This window comes from Agrobacterium sp. DE0009 (assembly GCF_007680755.1).
GTDB classification, from domain to species: Bacteria; Pseudomonadota; Alphaproteobacteria; order Rhizobiales; family Rhizobiaceae; genus Agrobacterium; species Agrobacterium tumefaciens_B.
This window is the reverse complement of sequence record NZ_VEIU01000013.1, coordinates 14,537-37,431: the sequence shown is the minus strand read 5'-3', so window position 1 is coordinate 37,431 and position 22,895 is coordinate 14,537. Positions and strand designations below refer to the sequence as shown.

Annotated in this window: 16 protein-coding genes and 5 pseudogenes; 7 read left to right on the top strand and 14 right to left on the bottom strand. The window is 57.1% G+C overall.

Annotated features, from left to right (window positions below; translation table 11 throughout):
- Positions 1-89 precede the first annotated feature (89 nt).
- Together repC and FS804_RS24005 are read left to right on the top strand one after the other, a co-directional pair.
- A complete protein-coding gene (repC, locus tag FS804_RS24010; protein ID WP_144579276.1) occupies positions 90-1,304 on the top strand; it encodes a plasmid replication protein RepC in 1,215 nt (404 codons plus the stop codon).
- Between the two features lie 81 nt (positions 1,305-1,385).
- A pseudogene (locus tag FS804_RS24005) lies at positions 1,386-2,159 on the top strand (tyrosine-type recombinase/integrase); the annotation flags it as partial.
- Positions 2,160-2,174: 15 nt separating this feature from the next.
- On the opposite strand, the pseudogene FS804_RS24000 reads toward FS804_RS24005, so the two are convergent.
- The 5 genes and pseudogenes from FS804_RS24000 to FS804_RS23980 all read right to left on the bottom strand — a co-directional run.
- A pseudogene (locus FS804_RS24000) lies at positions 2,175-2,587 on the bottom strand (type II toxin-antitoxin system VapC family toxin).
- Positions 2,584-2,832 (bottom strand): type II toxin-antitoxin system VapB family antitoxin, encoded by a 249-nt coding sequence (locus FS804_RS23995; RefSeq protein ID WP_144579275.1) that lies wholly within the window; start codon positions 2,830-2,832, stop codon positions 2,584-2,586. The pseudogene FS804_RS24000 and the gene FS804_RS23995 overlap by 4 nt, the downstream one beginning before the upstream one ends.
- Positions 2,833-3,807: 975 nt before the next feature.
- Positions 3,808-4,467, bottom strand: coding sequence for an isocitrate lyase/phosphoenolpyruvate mutase family protein (locus FS804_RS23990; protein ID WP_144579274.1), 660 nt, complete (start codon positions 4,465-4,467; stop codon positions 3,808-3,810).
- A 194-nt stretch (positions 4,468-4,661) separates the two neighbouring features.
- Positions 4,662-4,806 (bottom strand): annotated as a pseudogene (locus FS804_RS25305) (bifunctional transcriptional activator/DNA repair enzyme protein Ada); the annotation flags it as partial.
- Between the two features lie 129 nt (positions 4,807-4,935).
- Positions 4,936-5,099 (bottom strand): annotated as a pseudogene (locus tag FS804_RS23980) (type II toxin-antitoxin system VapC family toxin); the annotation flags it as partial.
- 842 nt (positions 5,100-5,941) lie between these two features.
- Here FS804_RS23980 and FS804_RS23975 point away from each other — a divergent pair.
- Together FS804_RS23975 and FS804_RS23970 are read left to right on the top strand one after the other, a co-directional pair.
- Positions 5,942-6,385, top strand: a complete 444-nt coding sequence (locus FS804_RS23975) for a hypothetical protein (protein WP_246665951.1) — start codon at positions 5,942-5,944, stop codon at positions 6,383-6,385.
- A gap of 71 nt (positions 6,386-6,456) precedes the next feature.
- Positions 6,457-7,111 (top strand): annotated as a pseudogene (locus FS804_RS23970) (IS5 family transposase); the annotation flags it as partial.
- A 134-nt stretch (positions 7,112-7,245) separates the two neighbouring features.
- Here FS804_RS23970 and FS804_RS23965 read toward each other — a convergent pair.
- The 6 genes from FS804_RS23965 to FS804_RS23940 form a co-directional block, all read right to left on the bottom strand.
- Positions 7,246-7,890 (bottom strand): hypothetical protein, encoded by a 645-nt coding sequence (locus FS804_RS23965; protein ID WP_144579273.1) that lies wholly within the window; start codon positions 7,888-7,890, stop codon positions 7,246-7,248.
- Between the two features lie 37 nt (positions 7,891-7,927).
- Positions 7,928-8,350: a type II toxin-antitoxin system VapC family toxin gene (locus FS804_RS23960; protein WP_144579272.1), complete on the bottom strand. Its 423-nt coding sequence runs from the start codon at positions 8,348-8,350 to the stop codon at positions 7,928-7,930.
- Positions 8,347-8,613 (bottom strand): type II toxin-antitoxin system Phd/YefM family antitoxin, encoded by a 267-nt coding sequence (locus FS804_RS23955; RefSeq protein ID WP_144579271.1) that lies wholly within the window; start codon positions 8,611-8,613, stop codon positions 8,347-8,349. Before FS804_RS23955 ends, FS804_RS23960 begins: the two co-directional genes overlap by 4 nt.
- An 88-nt stretch (positions 8,614-8,701) precedes the next feature.
- Positions 8,702-9,835, bottom strand: a complete 1,134-nt coding sequence (locus tag FS804_RS23950; RefSeq protein WP_144579270.1) for a tyrosine-type recombinase/integrase — start codon at positions 9,833-9,835, stop codon at positions 8,702-8,704.
- 110 nt (positions 9,836-9,945) lie between these two features.
- Positions 9,946-11,109 carry an ATP-binding protein gene (locus FS804_RS23945; RefSeq protein WP_144579269.1) on the bottom strand — a complete coding sequence of 388 codons (1,164 nt, stop codon included), beginning with the start codon at positions 11,107-11,109 and terminating at the stop codon, positions 9,946-9,948.
- Positions 11,110-11,156: 47 nt separating this feature from the next.
- Positions 11,157-12,302, bottom strand: a complete 1,146-nt coding sequence (locus tag FS804_RS23940) for a tyrosine-type recombinase/integrase (protein ID WP_144579268.1) — start codon at positions 12,300-12,302, stop codon at positions 11,157-11,159.
- Positions 12,303-12,491: 189 nt separating this feature from the next.
- Between FS804_RS23940 and FS804_RS23935 the strand changes: the two genes are divergently transcribed.
- From FS804_RS23935 to FS804_RS23925, 3 genes are all read left to right on the top strand, one after another.
- Positions 12,492-13,631: an RHE_PE00001 family protein gene (locus FS804_RS23935; protein ID WP_144579267.1), complete on the top strand. Its 1,140-nt coding sequence runs from the start codon at positions 12,492-12,494 to the stop codon at positions 13,629-13,631.
- A gap of 306 nt (positions 13,632-13,937) precedes the next feature.
- The gene (locus FS804_RS23930) at positions 13,938-15,608 is read left to right on the top strand and encodes an ATP-dependent endonuclease (RefSeq protein WP_210244462.1); all 1,671 of its coding nucleotides are present in this window, start codon (positions 13,938-13,940) and stop codon (positions 15,606-15,608) included.
- Positions 15,605-17,125: a UvrD-helicase domain-containing protein gene (locus FS804_RS23925; protein ID WP_144579266.1), complete on the top strand. Its 1,521-nt coding sequence runs from the start codon at positions 15,605-15,607 to the stop codon at positions 17,123-17,125. Before FS804_RS23930 ends, FS804_RS23925 begins: the two co-directional genes overlap by 4 nt.
- Here FS804_RS23925 and FS804_RS23920 read toward each other — a convergent pair.
- The 3 genes from FS804_RS23920 to FS804_RS25300 form a co-directional block, all read right to left on the bottom strand.
- Entirely contained in the window at positions 17,122-17,925 is an 804-nt protein-coding gene (locus FS804_RS23920; protein WP_144579265.1) for a hypothetical protein, read from the bottom strand. The genes FS804_RS23925 and FS804_RS23920 overlap by 4 nt on opposite strands.
- Before the next feature lie 198 nt (positions 17,926-18,123).
- The gene (locus FS804_RS23915) at positions 18,124-21,654 is read right to left on the bottom strand and encodes an ATP-binding protein (protein WP_246665950.1); all 3,531 of its coding nucleotides are present in this window, start codon (positions 21,652-21,654) and stop codon (positions 18,124-18,126) included.
- 20 nt (positions 21,655-21,674) lie between these two features.
- Complete coding sequence (locus FS804_RS25300) at positions 21,675-22,892, bottom strand: hypothetical protein (RefSeq protein ID WP_246665949.1); 1,218 nt, start codon at positions 22,890-22,892, stop codon at positions 21,675-21,677.
- Positions 22,893-22,895 lie beyond the last annotated feature (3 nt).

Below are 22,895 nucleotides of genomic sequence, written 5' to 3'. Positions count from 1 at the left end.
TGAGAATCGCATTTCCATGAATCCTAGTCAAGAGTCTTTGGCACCGTTTTGGTGAGCGTATTTCTTTTGCCTTTTTGAGAGGCGAGGACATGGAAGGTGGACAAGTAACGACGCCCTTTGGGCGGCGACAGGTTACCCTTGCGCTTGTGAGGCGGCAAATTGCCACGAGCAGGATCGAGGAAGGTAAATCGGCAAACAAGTGGAAGGTTTTTCGCGATGCATCTGAAGCTCGGGAGGTGCTTGGTCTGCAGGATCGAAGCCTCGCGGTTCTCGATGCGCTTTTGAGCTTCTATCCGGAGAACGAACTGCGCCAAGACGCGCGGCTCGTCGTCTTTCCCTCGAACATTCAGCTGTCAATTCGTGCCCATGGCATTGCAGGCGCGACCCTGCGTCGGCATCTTGCGGCCCTCGTTGACGCCGGCTTGATTATCCGCAAAGATAGCGCCAACGGGAAACGCTACGCGAGAAAAGGCGACGATGGCTCGATCGAGCATGCGTACGGATTCGACATATCACCTCTTCTTATGAGAGCTGAGGAGCTTGCGTGCCTCGCCCAGCAGGTTGCTGCCGATCGGATCGCCTTTAGACAGGCGAAGGAAAATCTGACGATCTGGCGGCGGGATATCCGCAAGCTGATCACTGCGGCTGTCGAGGAAGGGGCAGCAGGCAACTGGGACGAAATAGAGGAGCGCTATATCGCGATCGTGGGAGAAATTCCGCGCAATCCCACCTTGGCTGAACTCAAGGACCTCGGTCTCAGGATGAGCAGTCTACGTCACGACATCGTCAAACTCCTGAATTCGGGAGACTTTTCGTCAAAAATGAACGCCAATGATGCTCATATTGAGCGCCACATACAGAATTCAAATACCAACCCTCCTAATGAACTTGAACCTAGCTCTCGAAAGGAGCAGGGAGCGAAGCCGAGTGAGGACAGGCAGCCCCAGCATGTGCCGATCAAGGCTTTCCCAATCGGACTTGTGCTGCGGGCCTGCCCCGAGATTTCCAGCTACGGGCCCGAAGGCGAAATTCGCAACTGGCGTGAACTAATGACAGCCGCAGTGGTCGTCAGATCCATGCTTGGGGTCAGCCCGTCTGCATATCAGGAAGCCTGCGAGGCAATGGGTCCAGAGAACGCGGCGGTAACGATTGCCTGCATTTTGGAGCGGGGTGGTCATATTAATTCACCGGGCGGATATCTCAGAGATTTGACAAGCAAGGCTAAGCGAGGCGAATTTTCACTTGGTCCGGTCCTAATGGCTCTGCTGCGTGCCGGCGGCCACAACGTCAAAGCCACTGGGTAATGTTGAGGCAACATAAGTGCGGGTGGGAACAAAGATTGTTCCTCCAGACGAGCTGAAGCCCAACGGACCGTGAATTCAAGGCGGAGCGCAGGTTACCGTGCCCCCGATACAGGGCGGCGCCGGCTTACGGATTGGTCAACCATGACCCAATGGCGCGGCTTATCCGGAGCCTCCTCCTCCCCTGCCCTCAAACAGGTGATCCGGCTCGCGGTCCGCGCCGTTCCACGAAAGCGTCGTCCAGAAAGCGCAAAAGCGGTCACGGGGGACATCCTGCTAATGCTGCTCGCCACGTGCGCAAGTGACAGCTTGCGTGACATCAGGGACCGAGCGGTTTTGATGGTCGCCTTTGCGTCAGGTTGTCGCCGGCGCAGCGAGATCGCAGGCCTCCGCATGGAGCAACTGACCGAGGAAACGCCGATCGAGGTGCCTGACAGCCCTCCCCCACCCTCGTTGGCAATTCATCTTGGGCGGACCAAAACGACGACCGGAGAGGACGACGAAGTCGTCTATCTCACAGGCCGGCCTGTCGAGGCATTGAATGCCTGGCTGACGGCCGCGAGGATCGACATGGGAAGCGTGTTTCCGGGCATTGGAAGGTGGGGAACGGTCTCGCGCCGGGCGCTCGATCCGCAATCGATCAACGCGATCCTTAAACATCGAGCGGAAATGGCGGGGTTGGATCGCGGGGAGTTTTCTGCGCACGGTTGCGGTCACGATATTTGACGGAGGCCGCCGATCGCGGCATTCCGCTACCTGAGACGATGGATACAGTCGCGCCATCGATCAGTGCAACAGGCGTCCAGCTACTGCAACAACGCGACAAAGCAAAGCGGGCGTGCGGTCCGATTGTTCTAGGATCCGACATCACTGTTAGAATTGCCAAGGCGAGATCAATTCGAGTCCTGTTGTTTCGAAATCTTTGAGGTTTCTGGTCGCCAGCCGGCCACCATTGATCCGCGCTATAGCCGCGATCATGCCGTCCGGAGCCGACATCCTCCTCCCCTGCCGCGCAGCGTCTCCCATGATATCGCCATAGGCCAATGCTGCTTCTTCCGTGAAGGCAAACATCTTGTCCGAGAACCGGCGACGCCAGCTCACAAGTCCCTCTTCCAAGCGATCTGCTCGCTGATCCGGCCTGATCTTTTGAATACCAAAAGCGATCTCAGCAACTGCAACCGTCGGCAATGCCAATTCGGCATCGTGGCGAACCAGCCATGTTATGACGCAGAATCGGGAGCTTTCTTGAAAGTCTCAGACATCACATTCGTGTCCAGAAAAATCAAAGCTCTACGCCTTTGTGAGCGCGTCTGTTTTCATTGATGATACTATCGAAATCGATATCCGTACCCGACGGGGATGAAAGGCGGCTATAGAATTTCGCAGCGGGTTCACGTCCCGCCTCTCGGGCCTCATAGGATTCGAGCGCGCGCTCGACGATTTCGGCAATCGTGCGATTTTCTCGGCGGGCGAGCTTATGGGCAAGGTCGCGCGCTTTGGAACTGCGGACCGATAGTTGCGGGGTTACCATTAAGTGCTCCTTCCTGTGGATCAAATTTAACTAAGAACGACATCGCCATCAAGATGGCATCTGCCATTTTGATGGCTATCTGGTATTTCTGATTTGGCGGCCTGTCTTTTCGTCCATCATGCACGGCCGTCCCGCGTGGAGACCAACACGTACCCCCCCCCGGACGCTATGCGCTGAGCAATTCCGCCGTAGACGGCCACCAAAACACATTTTACGCTGGTTTCACCCAGACCGCCGTCCGACATCGGATCTCGAGGGTCGTGAGCCTGCGTTTAGGTCATAAAACACGCTTGCAACTGTTCAATTTCTATGTCGAGAAAAACGATACCAACCTACATACCCCAACAATCTGACCGCCAATAAGGAAGGTGACGGACCGGTTCACGTGAAGTTTGGCGACTGCTCGGGCAAGACCGCTAATTGTATCCCGATTACCGCTAGTTGGAATTGCGCGGCAAGGCTCGTGGGCCGCAGCAGCAATTCTTGACGGCAGTTAGTCCTTCCCTAAAGCGGTTCCCGCACCTCACTAGCTGGCGAAGGTAAAACCGGCCTTTCTTGGCCGAAGGTATCGCCACGTTCAACAAATTCCAGCGCAGTCCGATGGGTTGCAAATCTGCGTCCCCGCTACGCCTCTAATCCCAGCCTTTGCGGCCACGCACGGTCATCAGTGTACATCTGCGCAACTAACTGGCCTCCCGCCCATCTGGCGTCGCTTCTCGCCTCTGGTGAGGCTGCGTTTGAATCATGTAGCGCGCCTGCAACTGACCAATTCGCACGCCTCCGTTCTTTACAAAGCACCTGAAGAAGGCGTGCGAAAATTATGGCAAGCAGCATCTGCCAATCAGTTCGCCCCAAAACGCCTTATCGACTACGCCACGCTTCTCCACCGACGACCAGGTCCATGAGATGGACTCAGTGGCTGCTGAGCACTATAGGGCCAAGGGGATAATCTAATTTCCGGAACATCCTTCCAAGTTACAGAAGAGCGTTCGCTTCTTCTTCAACGGCAGAGATGAGAGCGATATATCGTGCCGGTCCTAAACTGCTGCGGGCCACGCCCAACTCTCTTAACCTATGTACGTCCTGGCTGCTAGTTGTCATCACATCAACAGGCATTGTTGCCACGTCACAGACTCGGTGGATCAACGCATCATCTGTCAATCCAGGAAGGAGAAAGCAGTCAGCGCCGGCCGCTGCATATGCTTTCTCGCGGGCAAGCGCCTCCTCGACTAAATCAGCGTGTGCGGTTCCCCGATCGATTTTTTGGAAGACGCCTGTCCGGGTATTGATGAACGCTGGAACACCGGTAGAATCGGCCGAATGGCGAGCCGCGGGTATCCGAGCAGCCTGATCCTCAACACCATAGAGGCCGAGGCCATCCACGATCTGGTCCTCAAAATTGAAGCAGACAATGCCGAGTTCTAGTAGCCTTCGGACATTCTGCCCGACAGTTTCAGGATCGGCAGCATACCCACCCTCAAAATCGACGGTGACTGGTAGCTTCACCGGTTTTGCGATTCTGATGACAACTGCAAGCATCTGCTCCAAGGGAAGCTGTTGGCCATCTGCGTAATTTTGGGCAGCAGCAACGGACCAGCTGCTGGTCGCAACAGCTTTTGAACCAGCGCGCGCCACGGAAGTTCCGCCGCACGGTTGAGGTCATAATCGCGTTTGATCACATGGTTTTCAGACCAACGAAGGTCAGGCCGCATGTCGAGAGCATGTAGGAGGGCAGCAATCCTCGGATCAGCAAGTGCAGCCGCCTGAAGAGGATGGCAACGCTTGCAAGGGCGGTATCCAACCTCAACGGATTCGCCGATCGTGGGATAGAAAGTGCAGTTTTCGCGCAGGGCAGGTCAGACGGCGAAAAACGCCGGTTGAAGTGACACACACGAAGTCTTGACCACCGAAAAGTTCATTTCGGGCCAGTAAAGCTGCGTAGAGTGTGTCAGGGTCCGGAAGATTAAATATCATGCGGAGTTCCTAGCCTTGCTAAAGACAACACGCCGCCGACTTTCGCGCGTCTATTCATCTTTCCGCGGTGACAGGATCAAATTCCGCGCTTCCGCCGCTCCAACAGCTTCAATCCGTTTGCGCAACCGGTCCCCTACCCTGCCACGCAGCTCCTCCAACATGACATTGCCATTGGCCAATGCCGCTTCTTCCATGAAGGCAAACATCCTGTTGGAGAACCAGCGACGCCACCTCACAAGTCCTTCTTCCAGACGATCTGCACGCTGATCCGGTCTGATCTTTTGGATATCAAAGCGATCACACCAACCGCCCCCGCTATTGTGGGGCATTCTCTTCCCTGCCGGCGCCCGAGGCGCTACTGCTGTGATTCTTTGCTCGACGCCTCTGGGATCTAGGAAGCCGCGCTAGCGACCCCATTCACAAGCCTGTTGAAGTAGGCCCCGACGCACTCCGTTAGGATAGTCCGGGTTATATCCTCTTAGGTCGGATACGAAAACCTTGTCAGCTGACAAGGTTTTTGCCACCGAAGTAATGCGATATTCGCGGTCGCTCGGTTTTCTGATCGTGTACCCGGGACCTTACTACCGCCCCAGAACCTTGTCAGCTGACAAGATTCTAATCTAATCCGAGGTGCATCGGTCCGTGGAAAAGTGGTACTTCGACAAGGCTGGAGCAGACTGCCACTGCGAAACAATGTCAGCTGGCAGCGCATTATACTAAGGAAATGCAAGAAAATTTGCAGCCGCTCGGTTCTCTGGCGGTGCACCGCGGACACTACTAACGTCGTAAACCTTGTCAGCTGACAAGGTTTCCACCATCCGGGTTGAAATGGTTCGTGACCGCGCGGGACTTCGGCACTGCGATTTACACGAGAGTGCTGGCTCTGGAGGTTGCGGACGGTCCGCCAGGAAAGGGCTGGTTGCTTTGAACGTTGCTACTCGGACCTATTCCCGGACAAGATCGGAGCTAATTTAAATTTCAAGGCAAGCGTCGGAACTGGTGATATAGCAAAGCCGCTTTTTGCGGAGGAGGAGAGGGGTGGGGCTCGTTGCATCGGAAACAAGCATCCCCGTATATAGGGCGTGAACTCATAAATTGAGTGGTGTAGACTGTGCAAGTTGGCCAATCGTAATGCATGTTAAAGTTTGTCAAATTGCAACTCGGCCAGGGTTGGGTGGCCGATCCAAATGCCCCAGAGCCGCAGGTTTCAGTTGAGGCCTCCGCCGCCAACGTCCGCTTCCGCTCGTACAGGGTCGTGGACGACAAAAGCCGAACGGTATTCGCAGGGCTGTGGCCCTGTTTTAGAAGCCCAGTTCAAAATTTGAAGAGACGTGGGGCACTTTGCTGGGACAGCACCAACGATCATGAATGGTATAAGACAGACGGCCATGGCCGGTACAGCGGTGTTGCTCCTCGTTGGGGCGAGTTCTATGAGTTGATCGGTCCTGACCCCGACCGCGATGCCGTGTCTTGGGAAAAGATCGGAGCAGACACCGCCAGTACTCGGCATTCTCTATATTATTTCCGCGATGAAACGCTCGAATTCATGGCCGAGGATTGGTCTTTTTTCCCAAGTTGATGGACTAGATCGCTCTCCCACTTCAGTTTCGTGCCTTTCCTGTAGTCGTATCACCTGATTCAGATTCGGGGATGAGCCGTTATGATCTGACCAACTTTGAATGGCGCATGATTTCGCCACTCCTGCCTAACAAGCCGCGAGGCGTGCCTCGCGTCGATGACCGACGTGTGCTCAACGGTATTTTCTGGGTTCTACGATAGGTGCCCCATGGCGTGATTTGTCAGAAAGATATGGCCCGTACACAACGTGCTATAATCGATTCAGGCGTTGGACCATTGCTGGAATCTGGGACAGGCTGATGGAGGCAATCACGCGCCCGTCTGATGACGGCGTCACGATGATCGATGGCACCTCGGTTCGCGTGCATCATTCAGGGTGATTATCAGGATCGCTGCCTTGGCCGAAGTCGTGGTAGACTTACCACCAAAAAATCTATGCCGTGACTGATGGAAACGGGCTACCGATCAAGATCGCCATCACCCCTGGTAATGCCCATGATCTGACCGCGGCGGACGAATTATTCGATAGACTTCCCGTAGGTGCCATGCTTCTGGCAGACAAACCCTACGACGCCGATTGGCTACGCGCAAAGGTGAAAACAAAGCGGTCTTGGGCAAACATTCCGCCCAATCCAACCGGAAGATATCGCTCGTCTTCAGCCCTTGGCTGTACAAAAAGAGGAACCTCATCGAGAGCTTCTTCAGCAAACTGAAATGTTACAGACGGTGTGGCTTTTACTTTCCGATTTCAACTGCAGCGATTAGCGGAGATTCAGCCTTTGGTTTCCGAGCGTGCGGTTTCAACAGAGAGCAGGGGAGGGGCGTCTGTCCGGGTGATACCACTATTGATGAGCCCGTGATTTACCACCGAGGATTCGGCCATTCGGCATTTTCCCAGCCCGCGAATTGTGTCGGAGAGATCAGGTTCTTTTCGCCGTTCTTCAATCGCATAGCGTAGAAGCGGTCATACATCGGATCGAAACTAGAAAGGAGCTGCGCAAAGCCGGCCTTCCGTTGCGCTTTCGTCCATGAACAAAAGATCCCGCCGCGGCTGTCGATCATGTCGAATACCTCAGGCTGAGCTGGGTCAAGGCGCTGCCAGTGATCAATGATGCGTTCCGCTTGCGCACCAAAATCCTCACGCAGCGCAGCTTCGATGATGGCTTCCAGGGCGTAGGTGATGGATTGCGTTTTGGCCGTATGGCTGAGGAACGCGAGGGATTGCCTTAACAGCCTTTGCTGAAGAAGAAGGACGGGCCAGAGGATCTGGACACCATATCGAACACCAATTTCTTCAAAATGCTTTGGCGGCTGAATAACCTCGCGCTGCCGTTCATATGCTTTGCGCACATCGTAGGCCAATCCGAGGAACGAGCCTTCCTTGTCTTTCACAATTGGCGAGCGCTCATTTACGTCATGGACGACCTCATGTAGCCAGCTCAATGACGTATAGTCCCCGACGAGCAGGATGCCGGCGTGATTTTTGAGCAAGCTGTAGGAGAGCACCGCGACCAATCCTTTCAATCGACAAACAAGAACCCAATCAGTCCACCCATGGGTCGATGATGTCTATTCCAAAGCCTTCGAAATCCTTGGTGTTGCGCGTCGCAAGCGTTAGCTGATGGGCGACGGCCGTAGCGGCAATCAGACCGTCCATCGAGGCAAGCCCGCGACCATTTCGCTTGGCAAGCGCCATGAGATCGCCCCAGGCCAAGGCGACAGGCCCTTCCACCGGCAAAATCCTGCTTTCGAAGCGTTGAGGCAGATCATGCGCGAGCCATTCGTCCAGGGCATCGCGTTTTCGCCCGCCATCCATCAACGCAATGCCTCGACGAATTTCAGCAATCGACATGATGCTGATGAAGGTGCGGTCCTCGTCCAGTCCGTGAAGCCATTTCAGAACACCTTCATGGGGGCGAGGTTTCGTAACTTCCGACAGAACGTTCGTATCGAGGAGCAGCCTCATAACGACAAGTCACGTGGCTCGTCGTGCTGCCGTTCAAGATCCAGATCCGCGCAGCGCAGAGGCGATGCCAACAGAAATTCCGCGAGCGATCCCCTGCGCCCAGTTTTCCGCTGCCACTCTTCTGCGGAAACGACGACCACGCTAGGCTTTCCGTTGCGGGTAATTGTCTGAGGCGCCAATTGCGCACGTTCCATAACTTCGGAGAGCTTTGCCTTCGCGCCAGCGACCGTCCAGCTCATATCTTCATGCGTTGATGCTTGCATCGTCTCACCTATAACCAAAATGACTATTGTGACTATAATACGCAAACGGTCCTGCTGCAAGCACTTAGCGGGAAAGGGGAGTGAACAGCTAAAGCCCCGATGCCTTGGTCAGATTCACGCGGAAGCGATCACGGCGTCTCTGGTATCTGCGGGTCATCTCTGCGGACGCGCGCCCCAGTTGCTTCTGGACATATCGCTCATCAACTTCGGCAGAAGAAGCGAGGCCAGCGCGAAGGGAATGTCCGGAGAATTTGATGGCGCGTTCGATCTCGCTGAGATCACCGCGAACGCCGGCCGCCATTGCGGCCCGCTTCACCAGACGAGCCACTTCCTTGTCATTCAGCCGTTCCGGCCCAACTGCTTTGCCTTGTCCCGTCACGCGACGGAAGAGGGGACCGTGCGCAAGCTTGGCGAACTTAATCCAAGTCTCGATTGCGGCGACCGGGCAGGTCGCATCGGCCGAGCCGCGACCGACCTCGACCTCTCGCCATCCGGTTTTACTGCGCAGCGTAATAATCATACCCTTGTCGAGGATCTCGATCCAACCACGACCGTCCTCAGTCTGGTCGGCCTTCAGGTCGAGGCCGACGATCTCGGAGCGCCGAAGGCCGCCAGCAAAGCCGATGAGCAACATGGCCCGATCACGCAGGCCGCGCGGGGAGCCGCGATCGAGCGATTCGACCATGGCAATGATATCCTCAGCCATGACCGCTTCCTTCTGGACAGGTGGCTTGGCGTGGCTGTTGCGGATGCCGGCCATCACGGTGGCGATATGCCGGTCCTTGCGATCGAGCGAGAGGCCACGCCAGGCATAGTTCCAGGAGAGTGAGGAGAGGCGGCGTTCGATGGTCGAGACAGAGTTCGCTTTTGCACACCGTTCAGCTGTGCCGGAAGCGCAGGCTGTGATGTGAAGTCCGACGGTTTGCGGATGCGGGGGCAGGGGGGCCAGATTGGAGCGCCTGCACCACGCCGAAAAATGCTTCCACTCGGCCGCGTAGGCCTTGCGCGTGTTGGCGGAACTGGCCGCCTGAACATAGCCACGAGCGCGATCGGCGAGGCTGGCAAGATGAGCAGGTGTCTCGCCGCCGCCGGCGAGAGAGGGGAGGGGGCTTGCGCCTGACACCTCCGGCGCGGAAACATCACGCCCAGCCGCCGTGCTGAGCAACGGAGCTGAGGTCTCCTCGACGTGATTTTTGGTGTTTTGCTCGATGATTTGGGCCATTTCTCTATAATGAGGAAAACGTCCGATAATGCACGATTATCAGACATTTGGAGAAAAAGTGCCGAGGAGATAAGCTGGCCTATACACTTTACTCATCAACCAATATTTGGCTATCGGTCAAGTAATAGGCGACCTGCGGCAGAGAGCGACATTGCCGTCACACCGTTCGGAAGGGGGAAGGCCTCTTGACCGGGATAGATAACGATCCGCTTTTGCGGCTGCAAATCCTCGCAGGCAAGATAAAATCCCTTTTCAAGTTTCGGAGTAAGGCTTCGCTTGATCTCTATCGCCCATGGCTTTTCGCCTGGAGGGGTTAGCAGGAGATCGATTTCGGCTCCGGCAGCTGTACGGTAGAAGTTGGCCGTAGTGCCATCTGGCGAGGACGCGATCAGTGTTTCTATCACGAAGCCTTCCCAACTGGAGCCGACAATTGGATGACCAAGTAATTGTTCAGCGCTTCCAAGCCCAAGCAGTGCATGGGCAATGCCGCTGTCCCTGACATAGACTTTTGGTGATTTGACCAACCGCTTGCCGACATTGGCATGCCAGGGTTCGAGACGACGCACCAGTAGCAGGTCGACAAGAAGATCGAGGTAAGAAGTGACGGTCTTGCCATCTACCCCCAGCGAACGGGCGAGTTCGGCTGCGTTGAGAAGATTAGACTGGTGATGTGCCAGCATGGTCCAGAAGCGCCTCAATGTCTCGGCGGGAATGCGCGGCCCGAGAAGCGGGATATCGCGTTCGAGATAGGTGCGAATGAAATCCTGTCGCCAGCGCATGCTTCCACGGTCGCTGGAAGCAAGGAAACTGTCGGGAAAACCACCCCGTAGCCAAAGTCTCTCGAGTGCATCTACCGGCACTTCCAATCCGTCGACAGGCTGCATTTCAAGATAGGCAATGCGGCCAGCCAATGTTTCTCCGGATTGTTTGAGGAGGTCGATCGAAGCCGAGCCAAGTAGCAGAAACTGGCCAGTGCGCCGTCCGGCACGGCGATGGCGATCGATCAAGCCCCGCAGAATCTGGAACACGTTTGGGAGACGATGAACTTCGTCAAGGATGACCAGCTTGTCATCATGGCTTGCAAGATAGAGTTCTGGTTCCGCCATTTTGGCCCGATCCGCCTCCGACTCCAGATCGAGATAAATCGAGGGCCGGCTTTCGCCAATATTGATTGCTAGCGTTGTTTTGCCGACCTGGCGTGGCCCCAACAGTGCAACAGCAGGACTTTCGTCTACCAGATGTCGGACTTCGGTTTCAATTCTTCGTTCAATCATCCTTGCATTTATGGAGTTGTATTCCGTAATTGCAAGGGAAAAATCAATTATGTTAGAAGTCGGGTTGCTCGACCGCTTCGCCGTACAGCGTTGTTATAGTAGCTCGAAGCCTGCTGCACGGATCGATGGCGTGATTGCTCCATCGCCTCCGGGAGCGGGATGCCGCGGTTTGCCGCCTCGGTCAAATACCCTGACCGCAACCCGTGCGCGGAGAACTCCCTCGGCTCCAGCCCGGCCATTTTGGCTCGCTGCTTGAGAATGGCATTGATCGACTGCGGGTCGAGCGCCCGCTTCGAAACGGTATTCCACTTGCCAATCCCCCGAAACACGCTGCCCTTTTCAATAGCTGCGGCTGCCATCCAGGCATTGAGCGCCTCCACCGGCTGGCCCGTCAGGTAGACGATCTCATCTTGTTCGCCCGTGGTTGTTTTCGTCCGGCCGAGATGAATGGCGAGCGAGGGGAGGGGAGGGCCGTCTTCCACCTCGATCGGCTGCTCAATTGTCAATTGCTCGACACGAAGGCCGGCAATCTCGCTACGTCGACGACCACCCGAGGCGAAGGCTACCATAAGTATCGCCCGATCGCGGATGTCGCGCAGGCTGTTATCCGCGCAGGTGACCAGCAACTTTTGAAGGATATCGCCTGTGACCGCCTTTGCGCTTTTACGACGGCGCGTCCGGGGAACGGCACGAACAGCCAACCGGATCGCCTGTTTGAGGGCAGGGGAGGCAAAAGCGCCGTTGAGACCGCGCCATTTGGTGAGTGTCGACCAACTGGCCAACCTGCGACGCACCGTGTCGGGCGCGTGCGGACCGGTGGATTTCAGGAAACCCTGATGCCTTAGATTTTTGCCGACATCATCAGGCATGCCGTGTTTGGGGTCACTCGCGCGCTTTTCCGGATCCCACAGATGGTGGGCGACGAACTTTAGCAGCAGCGCCTCGGGCGCCGGCCAGGGCAGGGACTGTCCGGTCGCAGCCAGGCCCCAGGCTTCGAGATAGGCGAGGTCGGAGGTCAGTGCTCTTAGCGTATTGTCGCCCATTCCCTGGTTGACGAGATGGCGCAGCGTCTCGACGTCCTTATCGGTCAACAGCTCAGCGAGTTCGTCGCGGCGCTCGAGCGGCAGGACGGCGGCGATGGTGTCGAGTTCTTCGGCGCGGCGCTCGACGGCGTCCAACGATTTCCTGGTCATGGGCGCTCCAAAAGACTGATTCATTCGGCCCTGATGACCGGCGTTTAGCAGCGATTTTCAGTGATTTGCGCCGTGAAATCAACAACCATCGATAAGGGATACTTATCGATGGTTAGAGCCACAACCGGCGATCATCCCATGTAAGGAACCCTAATATTTAGATAGAGTTCCTGTAGCAAATCATTTACCATGATTTCAATGGCTTATGATCTCGCGAAAATCAGCATCACAGCCCTGATGGAGCCGGCTTTTCGCGCCGGTATCGAATTGGCGCGTCTCGACGAACGTATCGCCCGTTCGCCCGTCGGCGCGGGCTTTCTCGAGCGCACCCATTTCGCCGATGCCTGCGCCTCTCTTTGGATCGACGGCGAACTCGTCCATCTCGAAGACCTTGTCCTCCATGATGCCACGCGGGATATTCGCACACCGACCCATGAGCTAACAATCGCCCGCGACGTGCTGCGCACCCGCAGGCGCATTGCCGCGCAGCTCCCCGGCTGGGCACTGTCCGCCGACGGCGTTCGCACGCTGCGAAAAACCTCAGAGATCACGGAGGTCAACACTTACGAGGCGGAGACGGCCGGCGCCAACAGGCCCGCGGTCGCGGCCGATCCGGAAGGGGAGGGGGACGTCGCCGACGACATCGAAAATCTACCCGGTGTTGACTACGCCGCCATCGATGCTGTCCTGGCCCGTTCCGAAGCTGCGATCGAGAACGCCACACGGCCCGGTCGCGCCAGCGCGGCAGACAGAGACGCACTGGTCTATGATCTCGACTGGGACGAGGATTCCAGGCTCGACGAATGGCGTGGCGTCTTGCGACAGGCGGAAAATCTGCCAGCAGTGCTGCAGGCGATCGTCGCCCTCGATGCCTGGAACGAGCTTTCTGTTCTGCAGCATGCGCCCTGGCTCGGCCGGCTATTTGCCGCGTCGATCCTGCGCCAGGCCGGTGTCACGTCGGGCGCGCATCTCGGCGCCGTCAATCTTGGCCTCAGAACCATTCCGGTCGATCGGCGCCGGCATCGCGACCGAGAAACCCGGTTGCTGGCCATCGCCCACGGATTCTCAGCAGCCGCCGAGATCGGCATAAAAGAGCATGACCGGCTGGCGCTGGCGCGCACGATTTTCGAGCGAAAAATGGAAGGAAGGCGGACGTCCTCGAAATTGCCGGCACTCGTTGAGCTGGTGATGGCGAAGCCGTTGGTGTCGGCCGGGATGGTGGCGAAGACGTTGGAGGTGACGCCGCAGGCGGCGCGGCGGATCGTTTTGGAGCTGGGCTTGAGGGAGATGACGGGCAGGGGGAGGTTTCGGGCATGGGGAACACTGTGACGAGGTACTGTGAAAGACTGCAGTAATCGGTGATCAGAGCGACGGTGATAACTTAGGAGAAGCACGTCATTGCCACAGTCAGTGGTCATCAGGTCAACGCGCTAGCCATATCGGCCGCTTGTTCTGCCCTATTCTATGTATGCTTCATTTCCAGAAGCTTGCTATTCTTTAAAACTTCGACAGCTTGTGGTTGATCTCACAATCTATCGATTCGGTTCGGCAATGATAAAGCAGCCACGTATACGACGCCTTGCGGTCACAAACTTCCGAGGGCTCGCCAACACCGTATGGTATCCGAATGGCAAGATGAACCTGCTGATCGGAGGTGGGGACTCCGGCAAATCGACGCTTCTCCATGCAATAGCGTTGCTGTTCAGCCCGACAAATTCTGCCCAAGTTTTCGAGACTGACTACTATAACAGATCACTTGAGCCAGGCTTCTCGATTGAGGCCGCGGTTAGTTTGCCGACGGCGATGGAACTAGCAAATTTCCAGCAGACACTTTGGCCTTGGGAATGGAATGGAACGGATGTCGTTCTGCCAGACCCCGAGCAGGAAGGCGCCAGCAACGACCCCGTTCACCTAATGCGTGTCAGAGGCACGCCGGATCTCGAACTGATATGGGAAGTCGTGCAGCCGAATATGGAGCCCGTTGCTCTTTCAATAGGTCTTCGTCGAAAGATAGGTGTAGTGCGGCTCGCCAACGATGATCGCAATGATCGAGATTTGCGGCTCGTGACAGGCTCTGCGCTCGATCGACTTCTGTCCAAGGGCAACCTGAAGTCCCGTATAAGTGCAAAGGTCGCTTCGGTCGATGTCTCGGGTGCCTTTACCGGCGAAGAAGCTAAAGCTTTACAGGATCTCGATAAGACATTGAGGGCAGCCGGTCTGCCGCACAATCTTGATATCGGCTTGACGAGCAGCCAAGGGCTCTCGATTGGTGTTCTTGTCGGCCTGCTGGCCGACAAGAACGGCACTCTTCTCCCTCTCGCGAGTTGGGGGGCCGGAACGCGCAGAATGGCGGCACTTCAGGTCGCGGGGGCGATCGAGGCCTCGACCCGTCTGACGGTGATTGATGAAATCGAGCGTGGGCTCGAACCTTATCGACTGCGTCAGCTTCTCGATGTTTTGGCATCTGACGATCAGCAATGCTTTTTGACAACGCATAGCCCTATAGTCATTGCGGCGGCAAAAGCAGCCGCTCTTTGGTACATGGATGGGAGCGGACGAATTGGCCAACTTCATCGGGAAAAGGTTGAAAGGCAGCAGAGCCGCGATCCCGAGACATTCTTGTCGCGTGTCCCGATTATCGCTGAAGGCGTGACCGAGGTAGGATTTGTCCGCACCCTGTTGCGTCTAGTTTTTGACGGGCGGGAATACATCTACGGAATTCGCATTGCTGACGGTGGCGGGAATGATGCGATGCTCGGCCTTTTAGAAGCTCTCCATGCAGCTGGTATCAGTGCCGCCGGCTTTTGCGACGACGAGGGCAGGTTTTCCGGACGGTGGCAAAGCCTCAAGTCTTCTGCCGGCGCCAAGCTCTTCCAGTGGCCATCCGGATGTCTTGAAGAAAACATCATTGCGCATGTCCCCGACGATAAATTGCTCTCTCTCACTTTTGACGAAGATGGTCTCGGTGGGGAGCGCCTCCGTACCCTTGCCGACCGGTTAAGTATTCAGGGAAAGGAGGAGGCTGATATCCTGAAGGCTTGCGGGTCTGCCGCAGCTCTTCGGACGGTCATCGTCGCAGCTGCGACGGGAGACCGGAACGGGGCGCCGGATGAGCGAACCGCCAAGGAATGGGGCAAGCACAGCCAACGCTGGTTCAAGTCGATTGGCGGTGGTGTTGAGCTCTGCAGAAAAATGATCGACCTGGGACTGTGGCCGAAGATTGAGCCGGACCTGCTGCCTTTCATCAACGCGATACGATTGGCGGTTGGCGAAGAGGCTTTCGTGTCCGGGGAGTTGTCGTTTTGACAGACGAGGACGTCTTTTCGCTATTATGCTCCGATCAAGGGCTGGTCGTGATCGAAGCGCCAGCAGGTTGCGGAAAGACCTACCAAGGGGCTCGTTATGCTTCAGAGATTGCACGGACGCTCCCAGCGGGTCGAGTGCTAATTCTGACGCATACGCACGCCGCCAGGTCGGTATTCGCTGACCGCACCAGAAGTGAATCCAATCGCGTAGAGATCCGGACAATCGACAGTTTCCTGACCGAGATTGCAGCGGTGTACCATCGTGCCTTGGATCTGCCGGCCGATGTGGGAAGCTGGGCTCGTGAAAACAAGGCCTACGATGTCGTGGCAGCTCGTTGCAGACGGCTGCTCGAGCGTGCTGTGTCAGTATCAAAGGCTGCCGCCGGACGATATCCGATCATAGTTTGCGATGAACACCAGGATGCGAGCGCTGATCAGCACGCGGCGGTGATGGCTCTGCACAAAGCGGGTTCAACGATCAGGTTCTTTGGCGATCCTATGCAGATCATCTATGGCGGAGCCGGCAATGGCACGCGATTGGCGCTCGAACGCTGGAGGCAACTGACAACCTTGGGCGGGTTCGGCCAGTTGAGGGTTCCCCATAGATGGAAGGAGGGCTCTCCTGAGCTCGGAAAATGGATTCTCGACGCTCGCGAGACGCTTTCAAATGGACGTGCCATAAGCCTTGCCGGTGCGCTTCCCAGGGGATTGACAGTTTTACATGCCAGCAATTCGGCCAGCAACGCCCGCAAGGCACTTGCGATGTCGAGAGAAGACCGTCGGCCAATCTCAGACCTGGCGAGGGGGTCTCGGCAACTGCTCGTGCTTACTTCCGGCAATGATCGGGTCGATCACCTGAACGCATTCTTTTATCGGTCGATGCGCATCTGGGAAGGCCACAGCCGTGACGCGCTTTCAGTGTTGGTGAACAGTGCCGAGCGCTACCGGGGCTCGGCTGCAGATATAACGGATGCCTTCATAAATTTCGTAGGTGGCACCTGCACCGGGTTTACCGCGTCGACGCATGGCCAACGCGTCAGAAGAGAAGTCGAGGACAAGTGCGTCAAACCAACGCGTGGGATGCCGGCGGAACTGCAAGCGTTGAGCCGCATCCTCTTGGAAAGGCCTGATCATCAAGGCATCGGGCTTGCGCTTTCGTATCTCAATGGTCTTATCGCCAATAAAACGGCGGGCTTTGCTACGATATCCATTGATCTCAAAAGCGAATTTCACGATGCAATCAAACTTGGTGGCTTTGGTTCCGCCCAGGAAGGTCTGGCCGAAATCACCAGACGAAGGACCTTTTCGCACCCGCAACCTCCGAGAAAATGCATCAGCACCGTCCACAAGTCGAAGGGCCTCGAGTGCGAAAGTGCATTGGTGCTGATGTGTGACAAAAGCTCGTTTTCGAACACAGAATACAAGCGCCGGCTGTTGTATGTCGGGCTCAGCAGAGCGAAGAAGAGCCTGACCCTTGTCGTGTGCCGCGATAATCCGACACCGCTATTCAGCTTCTAACGCCCCCATACTGTCGGAGACGCCTTTTTTAGTCTCCGGCGTTCCTCATCGCGTCTCCGATCTTGAGACCGGCTGCTGTCGGGACGAACTTCATAGTCGAGGTCATCTAGGCAAGGCTTCGACATATTGAACGTTACATTCAGCGAGTGATAGCCAAGCTCGTCGAAGTGGGATTTCGTCATGAATCCGGCATGGATTGCTGCAGCTATCAGCACGCCGTTCGGCACATAATGCGGTCCGAGCTTCTCGCCGTCTGGATAGGTGCATTTAAAATTCTCGGCGATGTGCTTCACCCCGTAACTACCAGTTCCTTGCCGGATTGTCTTTGTGCGGACAACCCTTGCCAATAGGGCAAGTGACAAGAGGAAGGGTGTGACCGCGTAGTCATCAAGCAACTCCGATCGGTGTTCCTTGAAGCGCGCGTAGCGCTCCTGGGGGTCTTCCCATTCTCCATCGGGCTTGCGTTGCGACCTCCCATATCCAATACCCCATATGCTGAGCAACTCGTTGGCAGTGACGACATTAGCAATGGCCACCTTTGCGATCGCTCGATATAGAACATTTGGAGAAACGTTGACTCCCTGGCTTTCAAGATATTTCTGAAACGCTTGCCCGTCGACGGTAACTGGGTCAGCAGTCATTTTCGACGCAGCCCGCGCCGCTGAATAGCTTCCGTAGCCAAGGCTCCTGCCGAGCGCTTCACATCGGTGGGATGATTTCACCGCTGGAAGTTTCTTCAGCAACTCGTGCTTTGCAGCCTCGAGGTTTTCAAAACTTGGATTGATTTTGAGTTCGAACATCAGCATCTCCAGTTCTTGGCATGCCGTTCGCCGATTACGCAGCAAGCCGCTGTCGGATGCGGTTGCAGTTGCGAAGATAATTAGATTTCCAGACGTTTGACTCGGCGACAAGTCGCGGGTGTCCAACCACGAATAGCAGGGTGCACCGAGTCGGCATCCCATGCAAGTCCAACATAATCGATACCATCGACGGGAAGGTTAGCGTAGGAGCTCCGGCAGGTCATAGAGCAGCTTCATTGCGTCGGGCCAGCCGACATCCGAAAACAGCCTTAAGATCTCGAGCAAGCAGGTGCGGCATGCTTCATCTTCGAAGAGGGTACGATAGTCGGCAAGGTAGCGTGTGACGATCCTTACGATCAATTTGAGCGCGAGGCTTTCGTGATGATAGCCTTCCCGCATACCGGCACCGAGTAACAGCCCATGGAGTGCCTTGAAGACGGCAGCGGGATCGCCAGGTATCAAATACTCGTAGAGTTCGATGAGATGATGATGCGTCGCCGGCTCGTGAGACTCCGACAGCAGTAACAGCATCTGTCTATAGTCGGCCATGAAACTGCGCATGGCGTCCACGGTCGCAAGCCCCTGACTTGGGTCGCTGCTTTCCCTGTATGCCCCCGAACCGAAGTAAAGCTGATTCATGAGATGGTTGATGATGTGCTCTGCGGCCCGGTACCTTGCAATCGTCGCCTCTCGCGCTGCCCCCTCGCAGTTGTCCGCAATCAAGGCCGCGTAGCTTTCCGTGGCGGCGGATGAACAGGCTTCGAGGATAAGCATTGCCCCACGCTGCGCGCGATCAGAAAGCGACGGGTCGTTGTCTTTGCCCGCGGCATAGCGCGCGATGAAAGCCTCGCGAAGCGGCGAGATAAACGAAGTTAGCAGATCCTCGCTCGTGACCAGATCCTGCATCCATTCTAAAAGCCACTGCAGCGCCCTTTCTCTGTTCTGCCCAACCCAGAGCTGAGCTACGAGTCCACCCATAACTTCAGAAAGTTTATCTCGACCGAGATTTTCCTTCCGAACGAAGCCGCGGCGGCGCTGTTCGACGATCTCTATCAGTCCTTCAGCGCGGTCGATGTCATGCCAAATCAAACGCGTAAGCACGCCACCGACGTGGAAAGTAAGTACGTCGACATTCGGTTCATTGCGCACGACACGGGCGGCGAGCTCCCACATTTTTTCTGGCGCGACACGCCTTAGAACCTGTAGGTTTTCGGCCGCTTGCATCCGCACGACTGGCACCGCGTCTGCAAGAACCGCTTCAATCATGTCGATTATTTCGGGGCGTTCTTCTCCGAACCTATCTGCAAGTTGAACATAGGCTTCGGCGGCATAAACGCGAACTTCCCAGTTGCCATAGCTGCGCGCGGAGCCTTCTGTCTCTCCCGGTTCCGGAAAGCGGCTTGCCCAGAGGCGATCCAGCACGCGTAGCAACGCGTCGATCGACGGCATCCCTTCGCTTCCTGGAATATACGCCACGCTACCCGCAATCCGTTCGACCGCATTGCTGATATTGCCCCAAACAGGTTGTTCAGCGCTTGCATGGAGGGCCGGGGCGTTCGCGTCGAACATGGCAATGGTTGCTTCCGTCTCCAGCCATAAAGCGGATAGAGTGGCAGCGTCGCTTTCCGATGAAGTTTCTCTTACTCGTTCCGCAAGTGCGTCCGACTGGGTGAGCATCTGCGCATCAACGCCAGTGTCTATATCGATCCCCTCTCTTTCGAGAATGCTTCGCATCATTCCCCGCGCTGGACTCGAGGTAACTGTCATCGTGCGAAGAGGAGGATTCCCCCCGAGTTCGCCTGCTGCGGCTAGTTCGGCGCGCAGCGCATGCATCGCGTCCGTTGCTATTGATGCCTCGTCGACCGATGAGAGGAACCGGCTCAAGACCCGTCGCCACCAGCGCTGGTCATGCTCGTCGAGAAACAGACCGGGACGTAGTGCTTCTGCTTCAAAGTCGGCGCGCTGCTCGGTCGATCGAAGAGGATAGGCAGCCGACAGAAAGCGGACGGCGTCCCTGACCGTACCCTGATGGACGAGGATCGTCAGATTGCTCGCATATGGCCACATATCTTCTGCGAACTCGGCGACCCGTTCCGTCCCCACGCCAAGCAGCCGCGCCCACACGGCGGGACTTGAGTAGTTTGTCGCCGCTGCCTGGATGCATTTGGCAAATGCCGCCGTCGGGCATTCTCGCAAAAAGCCGACAAAATGGCCAAGCACATTGTCATCCGTGTTCCCACCCCTTCCGTTCGGTTGATCCCAAGCGAGTGGCGCAAAATCGTCGCCCAGGAGATCGAACGGCTCGCGCCCGACGACGTTTACCCGGACCCGCCGATCGCCGAGCGGAAGGTCACGACCAATGTCACCCAATGCAACCTCGATCGCAGCCCGCGTACCGGCATGTGCCGATAGATCAAGCAACTGCTGCGCATGTTTGCCCAGGTGATATCGGCAATGGAGATAGTCCTGTCTGCGGTTTGAGGAAAGCGGCATGATCCGGCTGGGTTGACCGCCAAAATGCGAGACACTGTCATCGCTGATCTCGCGGGAGTAAAGCACGCGATATATTTCAACGGCAAAATCGCTATCTGATCGCGCAATCGGTATGATCTGCTCAGAAAGCCAGCCCGCTTCCTTGTCGGCATACGTCGAAAAATGAGGATCTCGCAGGATACGATCCAGTAATACCCGGGATGCCAGAGGGTCGGAAGCAAAGCTCTTACCCACAAACCGGATCGCGTTTACGGCGGTTTGCTGCATCGGCGGATCAGCTGCCCACGCGAGTGTCAGGAGTTTGCGCGAAGCGCGGCCGAATAGGTTAAGAAGCGGCGCATCAGATAGATCAGCCTTGTCGAACAATATCTGGAGCAGAAACCGAGTCGGATCGGACAGCTCGCGAATGGCGGTTGCGATAGCGGCGTCAGCGACCTCTGCCCACGCCATAGCCGCCTCGCGCGCAATGCCTCCCGAAGTGTCGACTGAAAGCCCTACAAAGCGAGCGAGCCGCGACAGCAGCGTCGCCATTGCCGCATCGGTAGCGCGCGCCTGGATCAGCGAAATCAGTCCAGCTATATCAGATGAGGAATTCACATCCTCGATCGCTGTCCGCAAAGCGACGTTGGCCAATACCGGGTCGACGGTGGTGTTAGCGTAGATGTCAGCAATGAGATGCCAAACGGCACCCTTGCCCTCGCCGTCGTTGCGCCATAGCCGCTCGACGGCAAAACGCAAGGCTGGCGCGAGCATCAACGCTATCGAGCTACCGCTTTTCAGCTGTGCGACCAGGCGTCCGGCATCGTCCCATTCCAAAAAGAACCGTCCGGCGACATGGTCGAAAAGGACGTGATGCGAAAAGCTGACGAGATCGCCGCTCTCAGCGAGTACGCCTGAGGCGATCACTTCATCGATGCTGTCATGCGCGATGAGCACCTTGCGGACGGTGAGGCGGCCCCGGCGAACCATCACATCAACCGTCGCGCCGGCAGCGCGATGTAGCGGCGTGCCCGGCAGCCGCTGATCCTCGTAGGCATCAATCAGATCCGATTGGGTCGAGACTGTTCTAATACTGTCCGGATTAACGCCATCAGAAAGTAGTTGTGCGGCGAGCGAGAGGTTGAAGATGTTGCGCAACAGATCGCGCAGCCGCTCAGGTGCCGCATAAAGCAAGCTGCCTAGTGCGGCCGTGTCCGTGCCAGCCCGGTTGAGATCCAGATCGCTGAGGCGCGGCACGTTGAAATGGCGGACATTGCTCAGCGTCGGATCGGCGAATGCCGGATCGGGCGGGGAGCCGGGGATTGCGTCGCGAAAACGGCTTCGGCAGGGCCACCACGCGCCGCATCGAGCGCATCGATGATCAGCAGTTTTCGACCCGCGCCGGGCGCCGCTGCCAGCACCTCGGCTAACGGTCGAGCGAGTCGAAGCTCGGATTGAAGATCGGCCGCAATCGCGACGCCTGGGAAGCGATCGACCGAGAGAAACACGACCGTCTCGCCGATAGCGCGTCGCGCTTGTGCCAGCGCCACGAGGGCTCCGGTCTTTCCTGCGCCGGGCTCGCCAATTACGATCAGCGAACCGGTCGCTACCGCCGTCGCCATCGGGCCGTCACTTTGACGGGGAATCGGTATCCCGCCCGCGATCGGCAGACGCGTATGGCCAGCCAGCCGGGTAAGTTCTGCATCGGTGACCGCGGAGACGCGAGCGAGATCGGCATCATAACCGGGAGCCGCGGTGTCGTTGTGCCCTACGGCGCGTAGGGCACGCACAAGCCCTTCGCGGTCCGCCGGCGCACCACTGCCAATGAGGTCCCGGACAATGGTTTTTAGGTCTCGCAACGGGGCGTCGCCAGCAGTCTCCGAGCCATAGACACGTGATCCGAGCATGCGGGAGGCCTCACGCCAATTATCTTCGCCCTCGTCCATCGAGAAACGAACGATCTTGAACAGCCGCGCCATCGTCACCAGCTCGTCGTCGCTTGGAGGCGCTGCGGAACGCGCCGTGCAGGCGTTGCGGGCGTGGGTCTCCAAGAGATCCAGCGCGTCGGCTTCGGCCTGGCTGCGCTGCGCCTTCACGCTTGTCCAGTTGCCTCCGGTATCGAAGGCTCGGCATCCCCTTTCGAGATTGTCGAGCGTGCGGGGCGCATCGGCTGCGACCGCGAGAACGGCGCGATACCGCGCGGTATCGACGGCAACGCCTGTTGAGCGCACTTCGAACATGGTGCTGACGAGCTGCGCGATGGTCTTGCCGAGAGGGCTTTCAGGATCCAGCGTGAGGCCAGCGCTCGTTTTGCTCTGAAACTCGATCCGGCTACCGTCATCCTGGCCGAGCTCGATGTCATCGAGGCCTTCGCCGGTCTCGAGGCGCAGGCTGATGGGCAGCGCCACGTTGGCGAGGCCGAACCGGCCGCCGACCGGAACACGGGCCAAGATATGCGCCGCAAGCCATGTGCCGACCTCCGCCTGAAAATCCATCCC